The following is a 24,729-nucleotide window of genomic DNA, read 5'->3' as shown; positions in this document are numbered from 1 at the left end:
GTTCCGCATCGGTCATCGGTCCGCCCTGCAACCTCAGCGTGTACACCGATGCGTCGGACAGCGCGCCGATGTAGGCAGGGTCGACGGCGCAGAGGTAGCGCTTAGCGGCGACGTGCAGGCGCACCGGTTCGGTCACCTCCGGTCCGAACCAGCCGGTGAGCCAGTCGGCACCGGCATCGTCGTGATGATTCTCCTTGCCCGCCATGAGTTCTCGACCGGAGATCACACCGGTGAAGTGGCCGATGTCGTGCACGAGCGCTGCGACCACCAGGTGATCCTCGGCGCCGGCGGCGCGCGCCAGTCCAGCGGCCTGCAGCATGTGCTGCGCCATGCTGACGTCTTCGCCAAGATAATCGCGCAGACCCTCGCCCTCGAACATCTCGCGCATTAGCGCTATCAACTCGGGGCGAGCGAAGCGACGGGAAATCGGTTCGGTCATCGGGCCCTCCGCAGTACCGCCAGCGTGCTCTCCAGTCCGTCCAGATCGGCGTAGCACCCTTGCAGGTGACGCTCCCCCGCCTCACCTTCGAATCCGGTGCGCGCGTGCAGAAGTCGGATGTTGTCGAAGATGACGCAGTCGCCCGGTCGCATGCGGAACACGACCTGCAGCTGCGGGCGGTTGATCACCTCGGCGAACGCCCGGTACGCGGCGTAGAACCGCTCGGACTCGGCCGCGCACAACCGAACCGGCTGCATCGACCTGTTGTTGAATCTGATTTCGCGGACCCGCCCGTACGGATCAAGGCCGATCATCGGCCGGGTCGCGCTGAGTTCCGCATCCGCCGACGAGAACTTGTACGTCACCTCGGTCCGGCTGAGGACGTCGAACGCTTCCGGGTTCTCCTCGCGTAGCAGCGCAGCGGCCTTGAAGCCGTCGACGAAGCCGGAGTCCCCGCCCTGAGTCGCGTTGCGCAGGCAGTGCAGGATCTGCAGCGTCGGCACCGGGTCGCGGTATGGGTTGTCGGTGTGCGGCGTGATCGGCAGCCCCGTGAACGCGAGGTTCACCGGATTCGCCTCGATCCGCACGTCGAACAGTTCGCCGTAGTTCGTGTCCCGGATGAAGCCGAAGCTCTCGGCGACGTCCAGCACCCGGCGATCGGTGGTCTCGACGCCCCGAAGCACGACAAAGCCGAGGCGCACAACGGCATCCAACGCGGCAGCTTTCACCGCCGGATCGTTCAGGTATGTCGCCCAATCGGCCTCGGGAAGCGGACCGACGTCGGTCGCATCCCATTTTCGCTTGGCGTCCTCGGTGCGAAGGTCCGGTGGCGCCTGCCCCTCCGCGAGCGACCACGTGCGCAGCCACTCGCCGTCGAACACCGCAGCGTGCCCGTCCGGGGCGAACCGCACGTGCACCATGCCGTTGTCCTCGTGCACCTCGTCGACCCGGATGCCTTCGGCGATATCGCCGATGTTGAACAGTTTCTGCCCGTTGCCCGGGTGCCTGCACTCGGCACACGAACAGTTGTCACGCAACCAGATCGCAGGCGCGTCTAGCATCATTTCTACCTCCACTTGTATAGCCAAGAGCGCGCATAACTGTACATGTTGGCAACGAGGTGGCCGTCAGGTGAAATCGCGATCCCGCGTCTGGGTACCTCCCGAATGCGATACTGAAGGCTCAATCGAGGCGAGTGATGTAGATGGTCAGCGTGTCCGCGGTGCGCTCCACGCGTGGAGCGCCGTGACGTCGACGTCACAGCAATTCCTTGCCGCACTCGCCGAATACCCCGACGGGGCACTCGGTCCGCGCGAACTGTGTGTCTCGTGCGTGAAGGTGCTTCCCGTGGACCGGGCGGCGGTCATGATCGGCGGCTCGTCGACGACGTGGGAGCCGTTGAGCGCCACCGACGACACCGCGGCCCGCATCGAGGCGCAACAGGTCGTCGCAGGCGAGGGGCCGGCCGTCGACGCAGCTGAGCGCGGGGGTCCCGTGCTGATCGACGATCTGTCAGTGCAGTTCGACCGATGGCCGGGTTTCACCACGGCTCTGGGCCGCGACGCCTACGGCGCGATGTTCGCGTTCCCGCTGCAGATCGGGGCGATCGCGGTCGGCGTGCTCGATCTGTACCGCAACGAGCCGGTGCCCATCGAGCCCGATGAATTGACGGCGATGCTGGCCGTCGCCGACATCGTCACGATGGTGCTAATGTCCCGGCCGCAGCCAGACGTCGATACGAACACGATCGACGCGTGGTGGACGCCGTCGCCGGCGTCGAGCGAGATTCACCAGGCCACTGGCATGGTGGTGGCTCAGCTCTCGGTGGCCCCCCGCATCGCGTATCTGCGCCTGCGGGCGTACGCGTTCACCCACGACAGGCCACTGACCGAGGTGGCCCACGAAGTGATCGAGCGGCGCCTGCGCTTCGACCCCGACGACGAGCGTTGACCGGGACCGGCGGATTGACGACGATGAAAGAAGACGAGGAGATCGTGATGGACGGACGTGAAGGCCCCCTGGTACATGCCTTCGTAGCGTTGGCAGACACCCTGGTCGACGATTACGACGTGGTCGAGTTCGCACAGGAGCTGGTCGAGGACTGCGTCTCGTTGCTCGACGTCGACTCGGCCGGACTGTTGCTCGCCGACCTGCGCGGCGGATTGCAGATGCTCGCCTCCACCAGCGAACAGACGCGGTTGCTCGAGCTGCTGCAGCTCCAGTCCGACGCCGGACCGTGCCTGCAGGCCTACCGGACGGGTCAGCAGGTTCTGGTCGATGATCTGAGCTTCGATACCGACCGGTGGCCCGAGTTCGCCACCCGAGCCAGCGGCGAGGGCTTGAGATCGGTGATCGCGATTCCCCTGCGGCTGCGCACTGAGCGGGTCGGCGCCCTGAACCTGTTCCGCAGGGAGCCGGGCATGATGACCGACTCGGACCTGCTGGTCGCCCAGGCGTTGGCCGACGTGGCAACGATCGGAATCCTGCACCAGCGGGTGCTGACCCGCGGAGCCTTGGTCAACAGCCAACTGCAGACCGCGTTGAACAGCCGGGTCCTGATCGAGCAGGCCAAGGGCGTGCTCGCCGAGCGGCAGGGACTCGACATGGACCAGGCGTTCGTCCAGTTGCGGAGCATGGCCCGAAACAGCAACCGGCACCTCAGCGACACGGCGCGTGCAGTGATCGAAAACCCCAGCAACGCACTCCCCCACGGCGGCGTTTCGCCTGCCTGAACTACTCGCTGGGCACTCCGCGCTGACGCCAAGCGACAGCTGTAGCCACGATGCGGACGAACGGCCACAGCCCGTAAGCTGCGCGCGTGGCCGAGCCCCCGATGTCGCCCAGCCTGGGCCTTTCCACGCAGGTATGGCGGTTCGTCGTCACCGGCGGCCTCTCCGCGATCGTCGACTTCGGCCTCTACGTGCTGTTCCTCGCACTCTTCGAAGCCGCGGGCATGCCCGAGACGCCGCGAGTCATGGTCGCCAAGACGTTGAGCTTCATCGCGGGCACCACGACGGCGTATCTGATCAACCGCCGTTGGACGTTCCAGGCGCCGCCGAGTAGGGCACGCTTCATCGCGGTCTGCGGGCTATACGCCGTGACCTACGCCGTGCAGATCGGCATCAACTACGCGTTCTACATGCTGCTGGACGACAAGCCGTGGCGCGTGCCCGTCGCGTTCGTCATCGCCCAGGGCACCGCAACCGTGATCAACTTCGTGGTGCAGCGTGCAGTGATCTTTCGGTTGAAGTGACGGCGACCGGTACCCTCTTGCTCTGACATGTCTACCCAGCCCGACGCCGCCCTCCCCCTCAAGCCGCGCGCCCTCACCGGGTTCGGCCGTACGTCGCCCACCGTGGCGCACGTGCTGTCCACACCCGACGTCGAGCTGATCGCAGCGGCCGTCCGACAGGTGGCTGACGCCAGCTCGAGCAGCCCGTCACACCTGCGCCGCGGCATCGTGGCGCGCGGCCTCGGCCGCTCCTACGGCGACCACTCCTGCAACGGTGGTGGCGTCGTGGTGGACATGACCCCGCTGAAGACCGTTCATTCCATCTCCTCCGATACCGCCATCGCCGACGTGGACGCCGGCGTCAGCCTGGATCAGCTCATGAAGGCGGCGCTGCCGTTCGGCCTGTGGGTACCGGTGTTGCCTGGCACCCGGCAGGTGACCATCGGCGGCGCCATTGCCTCCGACATCCACGGCAAGAATCACCACAGCGCAGGCAGCTTCGGCAATCACGTACTGTCGCTGGACCTCCTGATGGCCGACGGCGAGGTGCGCACCATCACCCCCGACGGCGAAGATAGCGAGCTGTTTTGGGCCACCATCGGCGGAAACGGCTTGACCGGCATCGTCATTCGTGCCCGCATCGCGATGACGCGGACCGAGACGGCGTATTTCATCGCAGACGGTGTCGGTACCGCGGACCTGGACGAGACGATCGCCGTGCACCTCGATGGCAGCGACGCCAACTACACCTACTCCAGCGCCTGGTTCGACGCGATCAGCCCACCACCGAAACTGGGCCGTGCGGCCGTGAGTCGCGGAAGTCTTGCGAGACTGGACCAGTTGCCTGCCAAGCTGGCCAAGAATCCGCTGAAATTCGATGCCCCGCAACTGTTGACGGTTCCGAACATCTTCCCGATCAGCGCGATGAACAAATTGTCGTTCAGCATAATCGGCGAGGTGTACTACCGGCTCGGCGGTACCTACCACGACAAGATCATGAATCTGTCGCAGTTCTACCACATGCTCGATCTGGTCAGCGGCTGGAACAACGCCTACGGGCCAGCGGGTTTCGCGCAGCACCAGTTCCTGGTGCCCCCGGACGCGCTCGACGAGTTCAAGGCGATCATCCGCTGGATTCAGACCAGCGGCCAGTACTCGGCACTAAACGTCTTCAAGCTGTTCGGCCCGGGTAACCGTGCGCCGCTGAGCTTTCCGATGGCCGGGTGGAACGTGGCAATGGACTTCCCCAACAAGCCCGGCGTCAACGAGTTCCTGAACGAACTCGACGACCGCGCGATGGAATTCGGTGGACGCGTCTACACCGCCAAGGACTCGCGAGTCAGCGCCGAGAAGTTCCACCAGATGTACCCGCGTATCGACGAATGGATTGCGGTGCGCCGCAAGGTGGATCCACACGGCGTGTTCGCCTCCGATATGGCCCGCCGACTCGAATTGCTCTAGAAAGGCTCACGCGACACATGATTGACGCCACCGGAAACCCGCAGACAATCCTGCTGCTCGGCGGCACCTCGGAGATCGGCCTGGCGATCTGCGAGCGGTACCTGCGCAACGCGAACGCCCGGATCATCCTCGCCGACCTACCCACCGCCCCTGGCCGCGACGCCGCCGTCGCGCAGCTGAAGGCCGCAGGCGCCAAGTCGGTGGAGGTCTTGGATTTCGACGCCGTCGATACGAAATCCCACCCCGCGGTCATCGAATCTGCCTGGGCCAACGGCGATGTGGATGTCGCCATCGTCGCCTTCGGACTGCTCGGCGACGCCGAGGAGCTGTGGCAGAACCAGGCCAAGGCGGTCCTCGTCGCCCAGGTCAACTACACGGCGGCGGTCTCCGTCGGCGTGCTGGTTGGCGAGAAGATGCGCGCACAGGGCTTCGGCCAGATCATCGCGATGTCCTCGGTGGCAGGCGAACGGGTGCGCCGCTCCAACTTCGTGTACGGCTCCACCAAGGCCGGGCTCGACGGGTTCTACCTCGGTCTCGGAGAGGCGCTGCGGGAGTTCGGCGTTCACGTACTGGTGATCCGGCCCGCTCAGGTGCGGACCAGCACCACCATCGAACATTGGAAGGCCACGGGCAGCAAGGAGGCGCCGTTGACGGTGGACAAGGAGTACGTCGCCGAGTTGGCGGTCGCCTCCGCCGCCAAGGGCAAGGACCTGGTCTGGGCTCCCGGGCCTGCGCGCTACCTGATGGCCGTGATGCGGCACATCCCCCGACCAATCTTTCGCAAGCTGCCCATCTGATGCGGGGCGCGCTGGCCGGTCCTGCGCGGGTTGTCGTCCAGATGGTGGCCGCCAAGGTCGTGGCCGTGCTCATCGCGGTCGTCGCGTTGGTGGCGATCTCCCGCGTCGAGTGGCCTGCGTTCAACTCGAGCAATCAGTTGCACGCGCTGACCACCGTCGGCCAGTTCGCCTGCCTGGCAGGGTTGTTCGCCGCAGGATGGGTGTGGCGGCGGGGACGGCAGTGGATCGCCAGGCTCACCGCCGTGGTGTTCCTTTCGGCGTTCTCCGTCGTCACCCTCGCCATGCCGCTCGGTGCCACCAAGCTGTACCTGTTCGGCATCTCCGTCGACCAGCAGTTCCGCACGGAGTACCTGACCCGCCTGACCGACTCGGTCACCCCGCGCGACATGACCTACATCGGGCTGCCACCGTTCTACCCGCCGGGCTGGTTCTGGCTCGGCGGCCGGCTCGCCGACATGACGGGCATCCCGGCCTGGGAGATGTTCAAGCCGTGGGCGATCATCTCCATCACCGCTGCGGCGGTGGTCGCACTGGTGTTGTGGGCGGCGATGATTCGCTTCGAGGTCGCGCTCGCCGTGTCGACCGCCACCGTCGCCGTCACGCTGGCGTATCAATCGACCGAGCCCTACGCGGCCATCATCACCGTGCTGCTGCCGCCGGTGTTCGTGCTGGCGTGGTCCGGACTGCGGGCCGCGCACGCGAGGAGCACAACAGCGGGAAGCACGAGAGCCGGCGGCTGGGCCGCGGTGATCGGCGTCGGCGTCTTCCTCGGCGTCGCCGCCCTGTTCTACACACTGCTGTTCGGCTACGCCGCATTCACGCTCGCCATCATGGGGTTGCTCGTCGCCGTGGCGAGACGGAGGTGGGAGCCGCTGTTGCGGCTTGCAGTGATCGCGGTGATCTCCGGCGCCATCGCCCTGATCGGTTGGGGGCCCTACCTGCTCGCCGCGGCCAAGGGGGCGCCCGCCGACAGCGGAACCGCCCAGCACTACCTCCCGATCGATGGTGCCCAACTCACCTTCCCGATGCTGTCCTTCACGCTGCTTGGCGCGCTGTGCATGGTCGGCACGCTGTGGCTGGTGGTCTACGCGCGCAGTTCCACCCGCGCCGGTGCGCTCGCCGTCGCCGTGCTGGCGATTTACGCCTGGTCGCTGCTGTCGATGCTGAGAACGCTGGCGGGCACCACGCTGCTGTCGTTCCGCTTGCAGCCCACCCTCACCGTGCTGTTGACGGCCGCGGGCACGTTCGGGTTCATCGAGGTGACCCGGGCCATCGCATCGCGCTACACGGCGCAGACCAACCGGCGCACCGTCGCCGCCGCCGCTGTCGTCGGCGCCATCGGGGCGGTCACCTTCAGCCAGGACATCCCCGACGTACTGCGCTCTGACATCGCCGTCGCCTACACCGACACCGACGGCGGCGGCCAGCGCGCCGACCGTCGGCCCCCCGGCGCCGAGAAGTACTACGCGGAGATCGACGCCAAGATCGCCCACGTGACCGGCCGGCCGCGCAACGAGACGGTCGTGATGACCGCCGACTACAGCTTCCTGTCGTACCTCCCCTACTACGGCTTTCAAGGTCTGACGTCGCATTACGCCAACCCGCTCGCCCAGTTCGAAGAGCGCTCGGCCGCCATCGAGGGCTGGGCCAGGCTGACCCGGCCCGACCAGTTCATCGCGGCCCTTGACGCGTTGCCGTGGCAGCCGCCGAAGGTCTTCCTGATGCGCCACGGCGCCAATGACACCTACACCCTGCGACTGGCCAGCGACGTCTACCCGAACCAGCCCAACGTGCGCCGTTACCAGGTCGCGCTGGACGCGGCCTTGTTCGACGATCCGCGCTGGGACGTGTCCGACATCGGGCCGTTCGTGCTGGCCATCCGGAAGTAGCGGCGGAAACCACACATGACCAGTGACGGGTCATCCCAGGCCCAGCCACTAGCATCTACGCCCGTGGTCCAAAAAGTTGCGATGGGGACCAACCACCGAACCGCCCGCCTGATCGCCATCGTCGCCGGGCTTCTCGGCGCGCTGCTGGCGTTGGCCACTCCCCTGCTGCCGGTCACCCAGACCACCGCCAACCTCAACTGGCCACAGAACGGCGTGCTGCAGAGCGTCGATGCCCCCCTGATCGGATACGTCGCCACCGATCTCGAGATCACCATCCCCTGCAGCGCGGCGGCCGGGCTGGCCGGTCCGCGCAACGTGCTGCTCTCCACCGTCCCGAAGCAGGCACCCAAGGCCGTCGACCGCGGACTGCTGATCGAGCGGGTCGGCGACGACCTGCTGGTCATCGTCCGCAACACGCCGGTGGTCAGCGCACCGCTCAATCAAGTGCTCAGCCCGGCCTGCCAGCGACTGACGTTCAGCGCCCACGCCGACAAGGTCACCGGCGAGTTCGTCGGGCTGGTGACGGGTCCCGACGCAGATGACCCTGGCAAGCCACTGCGCGGTGAGCGCGGCGGCTACGACTTCCGGCCGCAGATCGTTGGCGTGTTCACCGACCTGACCGGGCCTGCGCCGCCGGGCCTGACGTTCGCGGCCACCATCGACTCCCGCTACAGCAGCTCACCGACGTTGCTCAAGACGCTGGCGATGATCATCGGGGTGGCGATGACCATCGTCGCCCTCGGCGCCCTGCACGTGCTCGACTCCGCCGACGGCATGCGGCACCGGCGCTTCCTGCCGCCACGGTGGTGGTCGGTGAAGCCGTTGGACGGACTGGTCGCCGCGATGTTGGTGTGGTGGCACTTCGTCGGCGCCAACACCTCCGACGACGGCTACATCCTCACCATGGCCCGGCTTTCCGAGCACGCCGGCTACATGGCCAACTACTACCGCTGGTTCGGCACCCCGGAGTCCCCGTTCGGCTGGTACTACGACCTGTTGGCGCTGTGGGCGCACGTCACCACCGCGAGCGTCTGGATGCGGTTGCCGACGCTGCTCATGGGGCTGGTGTGTTGGTGGGTGATCAGCCGCGAGGTGATTCCCCGACTCGGGCATGCGGTCAAGGTCAACCGCGCCGCGGCGTGGACGGCCGCCGGGATGTTCCTGGCGTTCTGGCTGCCGCTGAACAACGGGCTGCGACCCGAACCCATCATCGCCCTCGGCATCCTGCTGACCTGGTGCTCGGTCGAGCGCGGAGTGGCCACCAGCCGGCTGCTGCCGGTGGCGATCGCGGTCATCATCGGGGCGCTGACGCTGTTCTCCGGGCCCACCGGCGTCGCGGCGGTCGGCGCGCTGCTGGTTGCCGTCGGCCCGCTGAAAACCATTGTCGCAGCCCATACTTCGAGGTTCGGATATCTTGCACTGCTGGCTCCGATCCTGGCCGCGGGGACCGTCACGGCGATCCTGATCTTCCGCGACCAGACGTTCATCGGGGAACTGCAGGCCAACTCGTTCAAGTCGGCGGTGGGCCCGAGCCTGAGTTGGTTCGACGAACACATCCGTTACGAGCGGTTGTTCACCACCAGCCCGGACGGCTCGGTGGCGCGGCGGTTCGCGGTGCTCACCCTGCTGCTGGCCTTGGCGGTTTCAGTGGCGATGGCCTTGCGCAAGGGCCGGATTCCCGGCACCGCCGCAGGCCCGAGCAGGCGCATCATCGGCATGACCATCATCTCGTTCCTCGCGATGATGTTCACCCCAACCAAGTGGACCCACCACTTCGGCGTGTTCGCCGGCCTGGCCGGATGCCTGGGCGCGCTGGCCGCCGTCGCGGTGACCGCCGCGGCGCTGCGCTCGCGCCGCAACCGCACCGTCTTCGCCGCCGCGGTGCTGTTCGTGGTGGCGCTGTCGTTCGCCACCGTGAACGGCTGGTGGTACGTGTCGAGCTTCGGCGTGCCGTGGTCGAATCAGTTCCCGGAGTGGCGATTCGCCTTCAGTACCTACCTGCTCGGCCTGGCCGTGCTGGTGCTGCTGGTCGCGGTGTGGTTTCACTTCTCCGGCCGCGACTCGTCGCCGCCGGGCAGTGCGGACCGGCGGTTGACGCGAATCGTGCAGGCGCCGTTGGCCGTTGCCGCCTGGCTTCTGGTGGTGTTCGAGGTGCTCTCGCTGACCCTGGCGATGATCGACCAGTACCCCGCCTGGTCCGTCGGCCGGTCGAACCTCGACGCGTTGACCGGCAAGACGTGCGGCCTGGCCGGCGACGTGATGGTCGAGCAGGATCCCAACGCGGGGCTCCTGGCTCCCGTCAACCTGCCCGTCGGCGTCGCCCTCGGCGCGGTGACCGCACAGGGCTTCAACCCCAACGGGATTCCCGCAGACTTGTCCGCCGATCCCGTGATGGAACCGCAGGGCAGCGGCAACTTCGCCGACACCGACGGTTCCGTGGTGACGGGCAGCGAGCCCGGCACCGAGGGCGGCACCACGGCGGCAGCAGGCGTGAACGGATCGCGGGCCCGGTTGCCGTACAGCCTCGACCCTGCGCGCACACCCGTGATGGGCAGCTGGCGCGCGGGCGCACAGCAGCCTGCCGAGTTGCGGTCGGGTTGGTACCGGCTGCCGCCCCGCGATCAGCGCGGCCCACTGTTGGTAGTGGCCGCCGCGGGACGGTTCGACCCCGGCGAGGTCGTCGCGCAGTGGGCCACCGACGAACAGGCCGCGAAGAATCAGCCAGGCGGCGGTCTCGGGTTCGCCGACGTCGGCGCGGCCCCGGCGTGGCGGAACCTGCGCGCGCCCATGACGGCCATCCCGTCCGACGCCACGCAGGTGCGGCTCATCGCCACCGACGACGACCTCGCCGCCCAGCACTGGATCGCGGTGACGCCGCCGCGCATCCCGCAGTTGCGGACCCTGCAGGACGTCGTCGGCTCCGACGATCCCGTGCTGCTGGACTGGCTGGTCGGCCTGGCGTTCCCCTGCCAGCGGCCATTCGGCCACCAGAACGGCGTCACCGAAGTGCCCAAGTGGCGGATCCTGCCCGACCGGTTCGGCGCCGAGGCCAACTCCCCGGTGATGGACTACCTCGGCGGCGGCCCCCTCGGCATCACCGAGCTGCTGCTGCGGGCCACGCCCGTGCCGACCTATCTGCGCGACGACTGGTTCCGCGACTGGGGTGCGCTACAGCAGTTGACGCCCTGGTACCCGAACGCTCAGCCTGCCCGGCTCGAACTCGGCACCGCGACTCGCAGCGGTTTGTGGAGCCCGGGTCCGCTGCGGCTCAGCTGACGCACCGCATGGCTACGCAACTCACACGAGCCCGTCGCATACCCTTGAGCCTCGTGCCCGCCCGGACTACTCGACTCGTCGCGACCATCGCGGGCATCGCCGGTTTGCTGCTCTGCGCACTCACCCCGCTGCTGCCGGTCCGCCAGACCACCGCGACCATCCTCTGGCCGCAGGTCATCGGCTCCAACGGACTGGTCACCGACGTCACCGCACCGTTGGTGTCCGGCGCACCGCTTTCGCTCGACGCCTCGATCCCGTGCCAGGCGGTCGCGACCCTGCCCCAGACCGGCGGCCTGGTGTTCTCCACCATTCCGCCTGCAGGCATCGACTCCAGCCGCAACGGCCTGTTCGTCAGGGCCAACGCCAACACCGTCGTCGTCGCGTTCCGTGACTCGGTGGCCGCCGTCGCGCCCCGGCAGGCCGTGCAGGATGGCGCGTGCAGCACGCTGCACCTTTGGGCCAACGCCGGCAGCGTCGGCGCCGACTTCCTTGGCATCCCCGGCGCGACGGGCACGGTCCCGATCGAGAAGAAGCCTCAGGTCACCGGTGTGTTCACCGACCTGAAGGTGGCCGCCCAACCGGGTCTGAGCGCGCGCATCGACATCGACACCCGCTTCATCACCGCCCCGACGCTGCTCAAGACGGCACTGATGACACTCGGCGTGCTGGCCACACTGGCGTCGGTGGTGGCGCTGGCGATGCTGGACCGCCGGTCCGGCCGACGGGTGGCAAGGGCGTGGCGCCGGTTCTGGCGGGTCGGGCCGGCGACGTGGCTGGCCGACGGCGCGGTCGTGGGCACCCTGGTGCTCTACCACGTCATCGGGGCCACCTCGTCCGACGACGGCTACAACCTCGCCATCGCGCGGGTGTCCGGCGACGCGGGCTACGTCGCGAACTACTACCGCTACTTCGGCGTCTCCGAGGCCCCGTTCGACTGGTACCCGTCGGTGCTGGCCCACCTCGCCGCGATCAGCACGGCCGGGGTGTGGATGCGGCTACCCGCCCTGCTGGCCGGCATCGCCACGTGGCTTCTGTTGTCCCGCTGGGTCATTCCGCGCCTTGGCCGCCGGCTTGCGGTGAACCGGATCGCAGTGTGGACCGCCGGTGCGGTGTTCCTGGCCGGCTGGTTGCCGTTCAACAACGGCCTGCGGCCCGAACCATTGATCGCGTTCGGCGCGCTGCTCACCTGGGTGCTGGTGGAGTACGCGATCGGCAGCCGCCGGGTGTGGCCTGCCTGCGCGGCGATCGTCGTCGCGATGTTCACCGTGACACTGGCGCCGCAGGGTCTGATCGCGCTGGCCCCGCTTCTCGTCGGGGCGAGGGCCGTCGCGCAGATCATCCAGCGTCGGCGCGCCACGGACGGGGTCCTGGCGCCGCTGGCCGCACTGTCTTCGTCGGTCGCACTGATATTCGTGATCGTGTTCCGCGACCAGACGCTGGCCACCGTCGCCGAGGCTGCCAGGATCAAGTATTCCGTCGGCCCGACCATCCCCTGGTATCAGGACTTCCTGCGCTACTACTTCCTCACGGTCGAGGACAGCGTCGACGGATCGCTCAGCAGGCGCTTCTCCGTACTGGTGCTGCTGCTGTGCCTGTTCGGCATGGTGGCGGTGCTGCTGCGCCGCGGCAGCCTGCCCGGCATGGCCAGAGGTCCGGTGTGGCGGCTCATCGGCGCCTGCGCCGTCGGCCTGCTGCTGCTGACGTTCACGCCGACGAAGTGGGCCGTGCAGTTCGGCGTGTTCGCCGGCATCGGCGGTGCGCTCGGCGCTGTCACCGCGTTCACGTTCTCGCGCGTCGGGCTGCACAGCCGCCGCAACCTCGCGCTGTACGTCACCGCACTGCTCTTCGCCCTGGCGTGGGCGACCTCGGGCCTGAACGCCTACTTCTACGTCGGCAACTACGGGGTGCCGTGGTTCGACAAGCAGCCGGTGATCGCCGGGCAGCCCGTGACCAACATGTTCCTGGCGTTGGCGGTCGTCACCGGCATGCTCGCCGGCTGGCTGCACTTCCGGATGGACTACACCGGGCACACCGAGGTGAAGAACACCCGGCGCAACCGGGTGCTGGCGTCCACCCCGCTTCTCGTCGTGGCGACCCTGATGGTGCTCCTCGAGGTCGGGTCGATGGCCAAGGGCGCTGCGGGTCGCTACCCCGCCTACACCACCGCCAAGGCCAACGCGGAGGCCCTGGTTTCCGGGCTGTCGAGCAACAGCTGCGCGATGGCCGACGACGTGCTCGTCGAACCCGACACCAACGCAGGGATGCTGCAGCCGGCCCCCGGCCAGACCTTCGGCCAGGACGGCCCGCTGGGCGGGACGGACCCGACCGGCTTCACGCCCAACGGCGTCAGCGACTCGCTGGAGCCGCCCGAGCCCGTCGTCGCCAACCCCGGCACCGTCAACTCCGACGGTTCGCCGAACAAGCCGAACGTGGGCATCGGCTTCGCCGCGGGCACGGGCGGCGGCTACGGCCCCGTCGGCGTGAACGGCTCGCGGGTGTTCCTGCCGTTCGGACTGGACCCGGCCCGCACCCCCGTGATGGGCAGCTTCGACGAGAACACGGCCGCCGCGAAGGCCACCTCCGCGTGGTACCAGCTGCCACCCCGCAGCCCCGACCGGCCACTGGTGACCGTCGCCGCCGCGGGGGCCATCTGGTCCTACGAGGAGGACGGCAGCTTCCACTACGGGCAGTCGCTGAAGTTGCAGTGGGGCGTCAGCAGACCCGACGGCGGGTTCGATGCGCTTGGCCAGGTGCAGCCGATCGACATCACGCCGGGGAATGCCTGGCGCAATCTGCGCTTCCCGCTGGCATGGGCGCCGCCGGAGGCCAACGTGGCGCGCATCGTCGCCGACGACCCGAACCTGTCCACGGACCAGTGGTTCGCATTCACCCCGCCGCGCGTGCCCGTGACGGAGACCGCGCAGCAGCTGCTCGGTTCGCAGACGCCGGTGCTGATGGACATCGCCACCACGGCGAACTTCCCCTGCCAGCGGCCGTTCTCCGAGCACCTCGGCGTCGCCGAACTGCCGGACTACCGGATCCTTCCGAACTTCAAGCAGGTGGTGATCTCGTCGAACATGTGGCAGTCGGCTCAGCACGGCGGCCCGTTCCTGTTCATTCAGGCGCTGCTGCGCACCACGTCGATCCCGAGCTACCTGCGCGACGACCCGTACCGCGACTGGGGCTCGATCGAGCGCTACGAGCGGGTGGTGCCGGAGCGGGACGCCCCCAACGCCGTCGTCGACCAGGGCACGGCACGGGTGTTCGGCTGGAGTCGCTCCGGCCCGATCAGGGCACTGCCATGAGCGGCGAGACGAGCGCGAGTGAGGATCGCAGCGAGGTACGAGCGAGGACCGGAGCGAGCGCGAGTCGAGCCATGAGTCGAGCCATGACCGGAACCATCACCGAGGCCACGGGCCCCGACGTGAGGGTGGCCCGGTGGGTCGCGATGGTCGCGGGCCTGATCGGCTTCGTGTGCTCGGTGCTCACTCCGCTGCTGCCGGTGGTGCAGACCACGGCGACGCTGAACTGGCCGCAGGCCGGGCAGATGAACAGCGTCACCGCGCCGCTGATCACGTTCACGCCGGTCACCATGTCGGTGACGGTGCCCTGCGACGTGATCCGGAAGATGCCACCGGCGGGCGGCATGGTGCTGGGCACCGCGCCGCCCGACGGCAAGCAGGCCGCGCTCAACGCGCTGTTCGTCAACGTGAGCAGCACGCGGGTGGACGTCACCGACCGCAACGTGGTGATCTCCAGCGTGCCTCGAGCGCGGGTGGCCGATCCAGCCTGTCAGCGGATCGAGATCACGTCGTCGGAGGCAGGCACGTTCGCCACCTTCGTCGGGCTGAATTTCACCTCGGGTCCGACCCCCGGGCAACCGCTGCGCAGCGGCTTCGCCGATCCGAACCTGCGACCGTCGGTCGTGGGAGTGTTCACCGATCTGACCGGTACGGCGCCGCAAGGACTTTCGCTGTCGGCCACGATCGACACCCGGTACACCACCAAGCCGACCGCGTTGAAGTTGACCGCGATGGTGCTGGCCATCGTGGCGACCATCGTGGCGCTGATCGCCCTGTGGCGCCTCGACCAACTGGACGGCAGGCGGATGCGCCGGGTGATCCCGTCGCGGTGGCGGACGTTCACCGCGGTGGACGTCGTGGTGGTCGGCGGCTTCCTGCTCTGGCACGTGATCGGTGCCAACTCGTCCGACGACGGCTACATCCTCGCCATGGCCCGGGTGGCCGATCAGGCCGGCTACATGTCGAACTACTTCCGCTGGTTCGGCAGCCCCGAGGACCCGTTCGGCTGGTACTACAACCTGCTGGCACTGATGACTCACGTCAGCGACGCCAGCATCTGGATCCGGCTGCCCGACCTGATCTGCGCACTGGTGTGCTGGCTGCTGCTGTCCCGCGAAGTGCTGCCGCGACTGGGACCCGCCGTGTCGACGAGTCGTGCCGCGATGTGGGCGGCCGGCCTGGTGCTGCTCGCGGCGTGGATGCCGTTCAACAACGGCCTGCGCCCCGAGGGGCAGATCGCCACCGGCGCGTTGATCACCTACGTCCTGATCGAGCGGGCGATCATCTCCGGCAGGCTCACGCCGGCGGCGCTTGCGGTCACCACCGCGGCGTTCACGCTCGGCATCCAGCCGACCGGCCTGATCGCCGTCGCCGCGCTGCTGGCCGGTGGCCGCCCGCTGCTGCGCATCCTGGTGCGGCGGCACCGCGTGGTGGGCACCTGGCCGCTGGTGTTGCCGCTGCTTGCCGCGGGCTTCGTGATCGTTGCCGTGGTGTTCGCCGACCAGACGCTGGCAACGGTGTTGGAGGCCACCAGGATTCGCACCGATATCGGCCCAAGCCAGCCGTGGTACACCGAGAACCTGCGGTACTACTACGTGTTCCTGCCGACCGTCGACGGGTCACTGTCGCGGCGGTTCGGTTTCTTCATCACCGCGCTGAGCCTGTTCGCGTCACTATTCATCATGTTGCGGCGCAAGCGGGTTCCCGGCATCGCGCGCGGCCCGGTGTGGCGGCTGATGGGCATCATCTTCGGGACGATGTTCTTCCTGATGTTCACCCCAACCAAGTGGGTGCATCACTTCGGGTTGTTCGCCGCCGTCGGCGCGGCGATGGCCGCGGTGGCCACCGTGCTGGTGTCGCGGGCGGTGTTGCACTCAGCGCGCAACCGGATGGCGTTCACCGCCGCCGTGCTTTTCCTACTGGCATTGTGTTTCGCCACCACCAACGGCTGGTGGTACGTGTCCAGCTATGGTGTGCCGTTCAACAATGCGATGCCGAAGATCGCCGGGATGACGGTCAGCACAGTCTTCTTCGTGTTGTTCGCCATCGCCGCACTGTGGGCGTTCTTGCTGCACTTCGCGCCCCGCGACCGACCCGAGAGCCGGCTGGCGCGGTGGGTGACGGCGGCGCCCATTCCGATCACCGCCGGGTTCATGGTGGTGGTCTTCGTCGGGTCGATGCTCGCCGGGGTGGTGCGGCAGTACCCGACCTACTCCAACGCCTCGTCCAACCTGCGCGCGTTGGCGGGTAGCTGCGGCCTGGCCGACGACGTGCTGGTCGAACCGGACTCCAACGACGGCTTCCTGGATCCCCTGCCGGGCAATTACGGTCCGCTCGGACCGCTGGGCGGCGTGAGCCCGGTCGGGTTCACGCCCAACGGCGTGCCGGAACACATCGTCGCCGAGGCGATCCGGCTGACCAACCCCGCGCCGGGCACCGACTACGACTGGGATGCGCCGGTCAAGCTCACATCGCCGGGAGTCAACGGGTCCACGGTGCCGCTGCCCTACGGGCTGGACCCGAGGCGGGTGCCACTGGCCGGGACGTACATCCAAGGCGCGCAACAGGAGAGTCGCCTGGCGTCGGCCTGGTATCAGCTGCCGCCACCCGACGATGCCCATCCGCTGGTGGTCGTGACCGCCGCGGGCAACATCACCGGCAACAGCGTTTTCAACGGCCACACCGAGGGCCAGACGGTCGCGTTGGAGTACGCGCGGCCAGGACCGGACGGTGCACCCGTGCCCGCGGGCCGGGTGGAGCCCTACGACCTCGGGCCCATTCCCTCTTGGCGCAACCTGCGGTACGCGCGGTCCGAGATTCCGGCCGACGCGACGGCGGTGCGCGTGATCGCCGAAGACCTGTCGCTGACCCCTGGCGACTGGATCGCGGTGACACCGCCGCGGGTTCCTGAGCTCCGTTCGGTGCAGGAGTACCTCGGTTCGGACCAGCCGGTGCTGATGGACTGGGCTGTGGGCCTCGCCTTTCCGTGCCAGCAGCCGATGCTGCACGCCAACGGCGTCACCCAGATTCCGAAGTTCCGCATCACGCCCGACTACAACGCCAAGAAGTTGGACACCGACAGCTGGGAGGACGGCCTGAACGGCGGCCTCCTCGGCATCACCGACCTGCTGTTGCGGGCGCACGTGATGGCGACGTACCTGTCGCACGACTGGGGCCGCGACTGGGGCTCGCTTCGCAAGTTCGACACGGTCGAAGACGCGCAGCCCGCCCAGATCGATCTCGGCACCGCGACCCGCAGCGGGTTGTACAGCCCCGGAAGGATCCGGATCAAGCCGTGACCGATACCGTCCGCATCGGACGCGCGGCGGTGACCCGCGTCGTGGAGACACGGGTCGAGATGCGGACCTCGCTGTTCGCCGCGACGCCGCCCGAAGCGTGGCAGAACGACGCCGACCTTCTGACTCCCGCGTTCTGGGACGCGCAGACCGATCAGTGGAAGATCACGATGCAGACCTGGGTCGTCCAGGTCGACGGGCTGACGGTGTTGGTGGACACCGGGGTGGGAAACGACCGCGATCGGCCGAACATGCCGCCGATGGACCATCTGAACACCGACTTCCTGGGCGCGCTGCGTGCCGCGGGCGTCGATCCCGCCGAGGTCGACGTCGTGGTCAACACGCACCTGCACGTCGACCACGTCGGCTGGAACACCCATCTCTTCGACGGCACATGGGTGCCGACGTTCCCGAACGCGCGCTATCTGATGCCGGAGGCGGACTACCGATTCTTCGGCCCCGACGGGCCGGGCGCCGACGAAGCCCGGCGAATCTTGTTCGACGACAGCATATTTCCAGTCGAGGCTCAAACGGAGCTGTGGTCGGACGACCTTCAGATCAGTGAGTCGCTACGGCTGCGGCCCGCGCCCGGCCATACGCCGGGGTCGTCGGTGTTGTGGCTCGACGCGGGCAAGCAGGCGGTGTTCGTCGGCGATCTGACGCACTGCCCGATCCAGATTCCCCGGCCGCAGGACCCGTGCGCATTCGACGTCGACCCGGCTGCCGCGGTGGCGACGCGCAAGCGGGTGTTCACCGAGGCGGCGCGGGCCAGGGCCGCGGTGATACCGGCGCACTACCCGGGCCACGGCGGCGCGACGATCGTGGCGCGCGGGGACCGGTTCGAGGTCGACGACTGGTTGCAGCTCTCCGCGATCTGAACGGTCGATGCGCGTCGTCGACAGCCGTCACGGTGACGGAGTGGTCGCCGCCGGGGATGTGCTCGCGGAACTACTGCCGTTGCTCTGCAGGATGTCGTCGTGGCAGTCCAGCCGGCTCTGGCCGGTCTGCTCCATGCAGACCAGGACGGGCGCCTCGGTCTCCGACGGGTAGACCTCGTCGTTCGGGCCTGCCGTCACCGTGGGACTGGAGACCTCGCCCGGATACAGCGACCAGATCGGCTTGTCCACCGTGGACAGGTGCGCGCAATAGGCGGGCCCGCCGGTCGCCGTGATGCCCGCGGCGCCGAGCGTCGCACAGTCCGCTCCGACGACCACCACCGGTAGTGCACCTAACGGCGCGGGAGCGGAAGGGGCCTGCGATGACGACTGCGATGGCTTGGCCGCCGCGGGCGGATGGTTGCGCCCGCGGTCGATGACGACGAAGGCCACCGCGGCAATGGCGATGACGGCGAGAAGCACGGCCGCGGGGATCACGAACCTGCGCCTCGACGACGACGCCGGTGCGGCGTGCGGCTTGGCGTGCCTCGGGCCGGACCCCCCGGGTGCCGGGGAGGCGACGGAGGCCGCGGATGCCACCGGTGCCAGCATCGTGGCGTCGGAGTTCTCCGGTTGGTCTGCGGGCGCGCCGATGCGATTCGCAAGTGCCCGCGCGAAGTCGATGCACCGCTCGTAGCGGTCGGCGGGCGACTTGGCCAGCGCCTTGTCGAAAACCATCCCCAGACTGGACAACTCGGGCCGACGCGACCCGATCGGCGGCGGCTTGGCCGTGAGGTGCTGACTGATCACCACCGCGGGGTTGGAGTGCTGGAACGGCGGCGACCCGGTGAGCAACTGATACGCCGTCGCCGCCAGTGCGTACTGGTCGGCCCGTCCGTCGACCTCGCTGCCCGTCAGTTGCTCCGGTGCAGCGTAGGCCACCGTGCCCACCGTCATGTTGGTTCCGGTCAAGTTGCTGACCTCGCCGGTGCGCCTGGCGATCCCGAAGTCGGCCAACATGATTCGTTCATCGTCGGCGCCCGGGTCGGAGATCAGGATGTTGGCCGGCTTGACGTCGCGGTGCAGCAGACCCCGCTGGTGGGCATAGTCGAGCGCCGCGCCAACGGCCGTCACGATCCGCACCACCTCGTCGGTCGGCATACCGGACCGATACCGCTCGGTGAGCAACTCGCCGGCATCCGTGCCCTCGACGTAGTCCATCGAAATCCAGAGCTGACCGTTGACGTCGCCGCGGTCATGGACCTCGACGATGTGCGGATGCCACAGCGTCGCGGCGATGTCGGCTTCCCGCTCGAAGCGCTGCCTGTACTCGCTGTCGGCGCACACCGTCGCCGCCAGTACCTTGAGTGCGTCGCGCCGCGGCAGGCGGGGATGTTGTGCCAGGTAGACCTCGCCCATGCCGCCCGCGCCGATCGATCGCACGATGGTGTACCCGGCGATCACCTGGCCCTCCGCGAGCGGCATGGGCAGATCCTACTGGCGGCGCACCTATGTCAGTGCGGTGTGCCCAGGTAGGGGAACTCACCGAGTGTGTCGGTGTGCGGGCTCAGCCCGCTCGGTGGGCAGTCACCCTTGGTCAGGAACGCGAGTCGGTAGTCGATCACGTCGTCGGTGAACACCCGGCCGTTCGGGTACTTCGCGGGCTTGGCCGGGTCGTAGGTGAGCATGTCGGGCAGGGTGCCCTCCTCGTCGATCGCCGCGATGGCCTCCTCCCGCGTGTAGCCACCGGTGTGGCCCATCAGGTGGATGAACATGTCGATCCACCGTTCGCGATCCCGGATCGGTTCGGAGGCGTTGTACTCCTCCTTGGTGTCGTCGGTGTTGAAGAAGCTGCTCACCGACGGGTGTCCCGCCCGGTCGACGTGCAGTAGCTCGCCGTCGCGACGCAGGCTGCAGCGGCCCCAGACCCGGATGTCGGGAGCGGCACCGAGTGCGCTGGTGGGCATTTCGATGACCATCGAGCACACGTTGGCCTCGGTGTTCGAATCCACGCCCGTCCACGGAGATTCGGGAGCAGGTTGGTTCATCGAGGTGAAGTTTCGTTTGCCCGACGTGTCGAACAGTGCCTTGACGCCGTCGAAGTCGAAGAAGAACGCGTCGCTGCGGGCACCCGCGAAGAAGGTGAAGCTGTCGGAGGTGGCGACGATCGGGGTCTTGCCGAAGGACACCTCGACCGCGTCGAAGATCTTCGACCCGACGGCTTCGGGCTCCTCGGCCTCGTCGTCAACGGCCAGGAACACGTCGACGGTCTGACGCCCGTCCGCAGGCTCAGAGAACACGAAGCTGAAGGCGATGTCGTTGCGCAGGTCGCCGTCGTTGTCGATGGCGAGACGGTAGATCGCGTCCGGGTGCAGGAAATCAGCCTGCGGGTTCGCGTTGAGGATCAGCACGGTCTTGGTCGGATCGGCAGGAGACTCGAATGCGTACAGGTCGCAGAGGTCGAGGCGTTGATCGCCCAGCGGTGGTCCCAGGCTCAGCCCGGTGAAGTGATTTGACACGTTTGCAAATTCAACCCCAATTCGGCCCGCGTGCCTAGCGAATGGATGCAGTCATGCCACTGGCTCTGCATTCTGGGCTCGTTCTGCCTGCGGCAGGTGCGCCTTAGCGTCCTCGTAGGAGCCGACGCGCTCGACGTCGTCGCGGGCGTAGACCAGGTGCAGGACACCGGTCGCGAACACCTGCGACGTCAGCAGCCGCAGCGGGATGGCCTGCCCCTCGTCGAACAACCGCGCGCCGGTGCGAACGGCGATCGGATGTATCAACAGGTGCAGCTCGTCGAGCAGGCCTGCGGCCAGCAGCTGACGGACGACCGATACCGAACCGCTGATCGCGATGTCGCCGCCCGGCTCGTCCTTCAGCGCGGTCACTGCGCCGACGAGGTCGCCGTTGAGCTGTTCGGAGTTTCGCCAATCGAATTCGAGCCGCTGGCCGGACACCACGATCTTGCGCGCATCGCCCAGCTTCTTCGCGAAGTCGGCATCATCGCCGCCCTCGGCCTCACGGTCGGGCCACGCCCCGGCGAAGCTGTCGTAGGTCTTACGACCCAACAGGATGGTGTCGGCCGCGCCGAGCTGCGCGTCGACGGCTGCGCCCATCTCGTCGTTGTAGTACGGGAAGTGCCACTGGTCAGGGGCCTCTACGACCCCGTCGAGCGAAACGAACATGCCGGCAGTAATTTTTCTCATGACGTGCAGACCGTCAGGGGCGGGAAGACTCATCGCCGGTTTGGCGGCCGCGCCGAAGGCGCCTAGATCGGGATCAGGCCGTGCTTGCGCAGCACGCGTTGAATCTGCTTGTCCCGCAACAACCGCATGGCGCTGCGCAGGTGCAGCCGCGTCTGATGCGGCTCGATGACCGCGTCGATGTAGCCACGCTCGGCGGCGATGTAGGGGATCGCCAGGTTGAGGTTGTAGCCCTCGATGAAGTCCGCCTTGATCTTCTGCACCTCGGGTGCGGTCGGATCGGGGAACCGCTTCACCAGAAGCTGCGCGGCACCATCGGCGCCGATCACCGCGATGCGCGCGGTCGGCCAGGCGAAGTTCATGTCGGCCGTCAGCTGCTTGCTGCCCATCACCGCGTAGGCACCGCCGTAGGACTTGCGGATGGTGATGGTCACCTTCGGTACGTCGGCCTCCACCACGGAGTACAGGAATCGCCCGCCGCGCTTGATGATTCCGTTCTTCTCCTGCTCGACGCCGGGCAGGAACCCTGGCGTGTCGACGACGAACACCAGCGGGATGTTGAACGCGTCGCTGAACCGCACGAACCGGGCGGCCTTGTCGGAGGCCTCGTTGTCGATCGCACCCGACATGTGCATCGGCTGGTTGGCGATGACCCCGACGGTACGGCCGTCCACCCGTGCGTATCCCGTGATGATGGCCTGCCCGGCCTGCGCGGCAACCTCGAGGAAGTCACCGTCGTCGAAGATCCGCAGCAAGATCTCGTGCATGTCGTAGGCCGTGTTGTCGGCGTCCGGCACGATCGCGTCGAGTTCCAGGTCGTGCGGTGTGACCTTCGGCTCAAGGCCCGGGTTGACCACCGGCGCGTCGTCGAAGGTGTTGCCTGGCAGGAAGCTCAGGTAGTCGCGAACGTACTGGAACGCCGCCTTCTCGTCCTCGACGACCTGGTGGATGTTGCCGTACCGCGCCTGATAGTCCGCGCCGCCGAGCTCGTCGAGCGATACGTCCTCACCGGTGACGTCCTTGATCACGTCGGGGCCGGTGACGAACATGTAGCCCTGGTCACGGACCGCAACCACCAGATCGGTCTGAATCGGCGAGTACACCGCTCCGCCCGCGCACTTGCCAAGGATGATGGAGACCTGCGGCACCAGGCCGGACAGCAGTTCGTGGCGGCGGCCCAACTCCGCGTACCAGGCCAGGGAAGTCGCCGCGTCCTGGATGCGGGCGCCGCCGGAGTCGTTGATGCCGACGATCGGGCAGCCGACCATGGCCACCCACTCCATCAGCCGGGCCACCTTGCGGCCGAACATCTCACCGACGGTCCCCTGGAACACCGTCTGGTCATGGCTGAACACTCCGACCGGCCGGCCGTTGATGGTGGCGTGGCCGGTGACCACGCCGTCACCGAAGAGTGCGTCGGGATCGCCGGGAGTCTTTGCCAGCGCACCGATCTCGAAGAAACTGCCGGGATCGACCAGGGCGTGGATCCGCGAGCGGGCGCTCGGAATGCCCTTCTTGTCACGCTTGGCGACGGCCTTCTCGCCACCGGGTTCCTTGGCCAGCTCCAGCTTCTCGCGAAGCTCGGCCAGTTTCTCTGCAGTGGTGTTGGCGGTCACTTGGCCTGCTTCCCCTCAGCTTCGATGCGGTTGATCGCCTCGCTCATGTGTGCGCCGACCTTCGCAATGTACGGCTCGTCGATGGCCTGGATGTGCTCGCCCCCGATGGGCACCACTTCGAGGTCCTTCGCGAATTCACCCCAGCCGCCGTCGGGCTTGCGGGTGGCGTACGCAGGCTCGAACGTGATCGCGTCGTCGTGGTACCGGTCGGCCATGTAGAGCACGACGTGACCGTCGTACGGCTTGATGTCGACGGTGTCCAGGGCCCGGTTGTCCAGGTACGACGTGCGCTGGTGCTCGACGATGCCGCCGGGAATCTGCACGCCGCTCTGACTGACCATTTCGAGCACGAACTGCACCTGCCCGGCGTCGTCGAGCGTTTCGAGATGCTCATACGGAATCTCGGGGATCTCTACGTTGAACGTCTTCTCCGCGAACTTCGCGTAGCGGTCCCAGCGCTTCCGGGTCTCCTCCTTGGTGTGGAGGATCGGTTCGCCAGGGCGCACGCAGTCGATGAGCCCGACGAACGACACGTCGGCACCTGCGGCCTTGAGCCCGATTGCGCACGCGTAGGACAGCGCACCGCCCAGCGACCAGCCGGCGAGGATGAACGGCTTGCCGGTCCTTGCAGGCCCTTCCCCCGTCGCTCCGCTCGCCCCGGAAGTCCAGCCGTTGAGCTCCAACAGCTTCGGCACGTACACCGCGGCGCGCTCCTCGATGGAACCCTCGACGCGTTCCAGCCCGATCATCGGCGTGCCTGCGGGCAGCCGCTTCAGCAGCGGTTCGTAGACCACGGTCGACCCGCCCGCGGCATGGAACACGTAGACCGGAACCTCATCCTCGGACTCGGCCGCCCGGATGGTCCGCACGAAGCCGTCGAGTTCTCCGGACTCGAGGAACTCGCGCACCGTGGTGGAGAGCTCCTCGATGGTCTGCGCCTTGCGCACGTCATCGACCGTGATGGTGCCCTCGGCACGCTCGGTGAGCCGCTGCGCCATCTTCTCCGCCGAGGCATCGTCGATGGCCGGCAGCGAGTTGAAGATGCCGCCCGGCGACTTGCCCGTGACGATGGCCCACGTCGCGAAGGTGACCCGTTCGGCGGCGTCGCGCGGCGGGACGTCGGAGTTGAGCGCGTTGGCGACGGCCTGCTGGTTCAGCACCCCGGCCGCCGCACCCGCCGCGCTCGCCTTGGGACCGGCGGGGTTCGTCGGCGGCGGCGGGATCTCCAGATCGTCGGCGGGAGACTTGGCAGGCTCAGCAGACTCAGCCGACTTCTGGGCGAGCATCTCCTCGAGCTCGGCCACCGTCGTCGCCCCGCCCATCAACTCGGCCTGCGCGGCGGC

General features: G+C 67.8%; 17 protein-coding genes. 10 read left to right on the top strand and 7 right to left on the bottom strand.

The annotated features are described in order from the left end of the window. The coding region (locus QOC69_RS13790) for an HD domain-containing protein (protein ID WP_526440357.1) at positions 1–439 on the bottom strand (439 nt) is incomplete at its 3' end. After that, positions 436–1,503 (bottom strand): 2-trimethylaminoethylphosphonate dioxygenase, encoded by a 1,068-nt coding sequence (gene tmpA / locus QOC69_RS13785; RefSeq protein WP_526440355.1) that lies wholly within the window; start codon positions 1,501–1,503, stop codon positions 436–438. The genes tmpA and QOC69_RS13790, both read right to left, overlap by 4 nt. Positions 1,504–1,684: 181 nt before the next feature. Between tmpA and QOC69_RS13780 the strand changes: the two genes are divergently transcribed. The 10 genes from QOC69_RS13780 (at position 1,685) to QOC69_RS13735 (ending at position 18,570) form a co-directional block, all read left to right on the top strand. Then, entirely contained in the window at positions 1,685–2,389 is a 705-nt protein-coding gene (locus QOC69_RS13780; protein WP_526440353.1) for an ANTAR domain-containing protein, read from the top strand. A 23-nt stretch (positions 2,390–2,412) separates the two neighbouring features. Further along, the gene (locus QOC69_RS13775; protein ID WP_526440351.1) at positions 2,413–3,171 is read left to right on the top strand and encodes an ANTAR domain-containing protein; all 759 of its coding nucleotides are present in this window, start codon (positions 2,413–2,415) and stop codon (positions 3,169–3,171) included. 101 nt (positions 3,172–3,272) lie between these two features. Then, entirely contained in the window at positions 3,273–3,692 is a 420-nt protein-coding gene (locus QOC69_RS13770) for a GtrA family protein (protein WP_526440361.1), read from the top strand. Positions 3,693–3,719: 27 nt separating this feature from the next. Continuing rightward, a complete protein-coding gene (gene dprE1 / locus QOC69_RS13765) occupies positions 3,720–5,132 on the top strand; it encodes a decaprenylphosphoryl-beta-D-ribose oxidase (protein ID WP_526440349.1) in 1,413 nt (470 codons plus the stop codon). A gap of 17 nt (positions 5,133–5,149) precedes the next feature. Continuing rightward, positions 5,150–5,929 (top strand): decaprenylphospho-beta-D-erythro-pentofuranosid-2-ulose 2-reductase, encoded by a 780-nt coding sequence (dprE2, locus tag QOC69_RS13760; RefSeq protein ID WP_526440347.1) that lies wholly within the window; start codon positions 5,150–5,152, stop codon positions 5,927–5,929. Further along, positions 5,929–7,818, top strand: coding sequence for an arabinofuranosyltransferase (locus QOC69_RS13755; protein WP_526440345.1), 1,890 nt, complete (start codon positions 5,929–5,931; stop codon positions 7,816–7,818). Before dprE2 ends, QOC69_RS13755 begins: the two co-directional genes overlap by 1 nt. Positions 7,819–7,899: 81 nt before the next feature. Continuing rightward, positions 7,900–11,094: an arabinosyltransferase domain-containing protein gene (locus QOC69_RS13750; RefSeq protein ID WP_526440359.1), complete on the top strand. Its 3,195-nt coding sequence runs from the start codon at positions 7,900–7,902 to the stop codon at positions 11,092–11,094. Between the two features lie 53 nt (positions 11,095–11,147). Continuing rightward, a complete protein-coding gene (locus QOC69_RS13745) occupies positions 11,148–14,399 on the top strand; it encodes an arabinosyltransferase domain-containing protein (RefSeq protein WP_526440343.1) in 3,252 nt (1,083 codons plus the stop codon). An 83-nt stretch (positions 14,400–14,482) separates the two neighbouring features. Further along, a complete protein-coding gene (locus QOC69_RS13740) occupies positions 14,483–17,695 on the top strand; it encodes an arabinosyltransferase domain-containing protein (protein WP_526440341.1) in 3,213 nt (1,070 codons plus the stop codon). Continuing rightward, on the top strand, positions 17,692–18,570 hold the full coding sequence (locus QOC69_RS13735; protein WP_526440339.1) for an MBL fold metallo-hydrolase: 879 nt from the start codon (positions 17,692–17,694) through the stop codon (positions 18,568–18,570). Before QOC69_RS13740 ends, QOC69_RS13735 begins: the two co-directional genes overlap by 4 nt. A 27-nt stretch (positions 18,571–18,597) precedes the next feature. Here the strand turns inward: QOC69_RS13735 and QOC69_RS13730 are convergent, their stop codons facing one another. From QOC69_RS13730 to QOC69_RS13710, 5 genes are all read right to left on the bottom strand, one after another. After that, complete coding sequence (locus QOC69_RS13730; protein WP_526440337.1) at positions 18,598–20,052, bottom strand: serine/threonine-protein kinase; 1,455 nt, start codon at positions 20,050–20,052, stop codon at positions 18,598–18,600. Positions 20,053–20,081: 29 nt separating this feature from the next. After that, positions 20,082–21,086 carry a DUF4331 family protein gene (locus QOC69_RS13725; RefSeq protein ID WP_526440335.1) on the bottom strand — a complete coding sequence of 335 codons (1,005 nt, stop codon included), beginning with the start codon at positions 21,084–21,086 and terminating at the stop codon, positions 20,082–20,084. A gap of 51 nt (positions 21,087–21,137) precedes the next feature. Beyond that, positions 21,138–21,773: a dihydrofolate reductase family protein gene (locus tag QOC69_RS13720; RefSeq protein WP_526440333.1), complete on the bottom strand. Its 636-nt coding sequence runs from the start codon at positions 21,771–21,773 to the stop codon at positions 21,138–21,140. A gap of 62 nt (positions 21,774–21,835) precedes the next feature. Continuing rightward, positions 21,836–23,386: an acyl-CoA carboxylase subunit beta gene (locus QOC69_RS13715; RefSeq protein ID WP_526440331.1), complete on the bottom strand. Its 1,551-nt coding sequence runs from the start codon at positions 23,384–23,386 to the stop codon at positions 21,836–21,838. Next, the coding region (locus QOC69_RS13710) for a thioesterase domain-containing protein (protein ID WP_526440329.1) at positions 23,383–24,729 on the bottom strand (1,347 nt) is incomplete at its 5' end. The genes QOC69_RS13715 and QOC69_RS13710, both read right to left, overlap by 4 nt.

This window comes from Mycobacterium sp., from assembly GCF_032162105.1.
Lineage (GTDB): Bacteria > Actinomycetota > Actinomycetes > Mycobacteriales > Mycobacteriaceae > Mycobacterium.
This window is presented reverse-complemented; position numbering and strand designations above follow the sequence as displayed.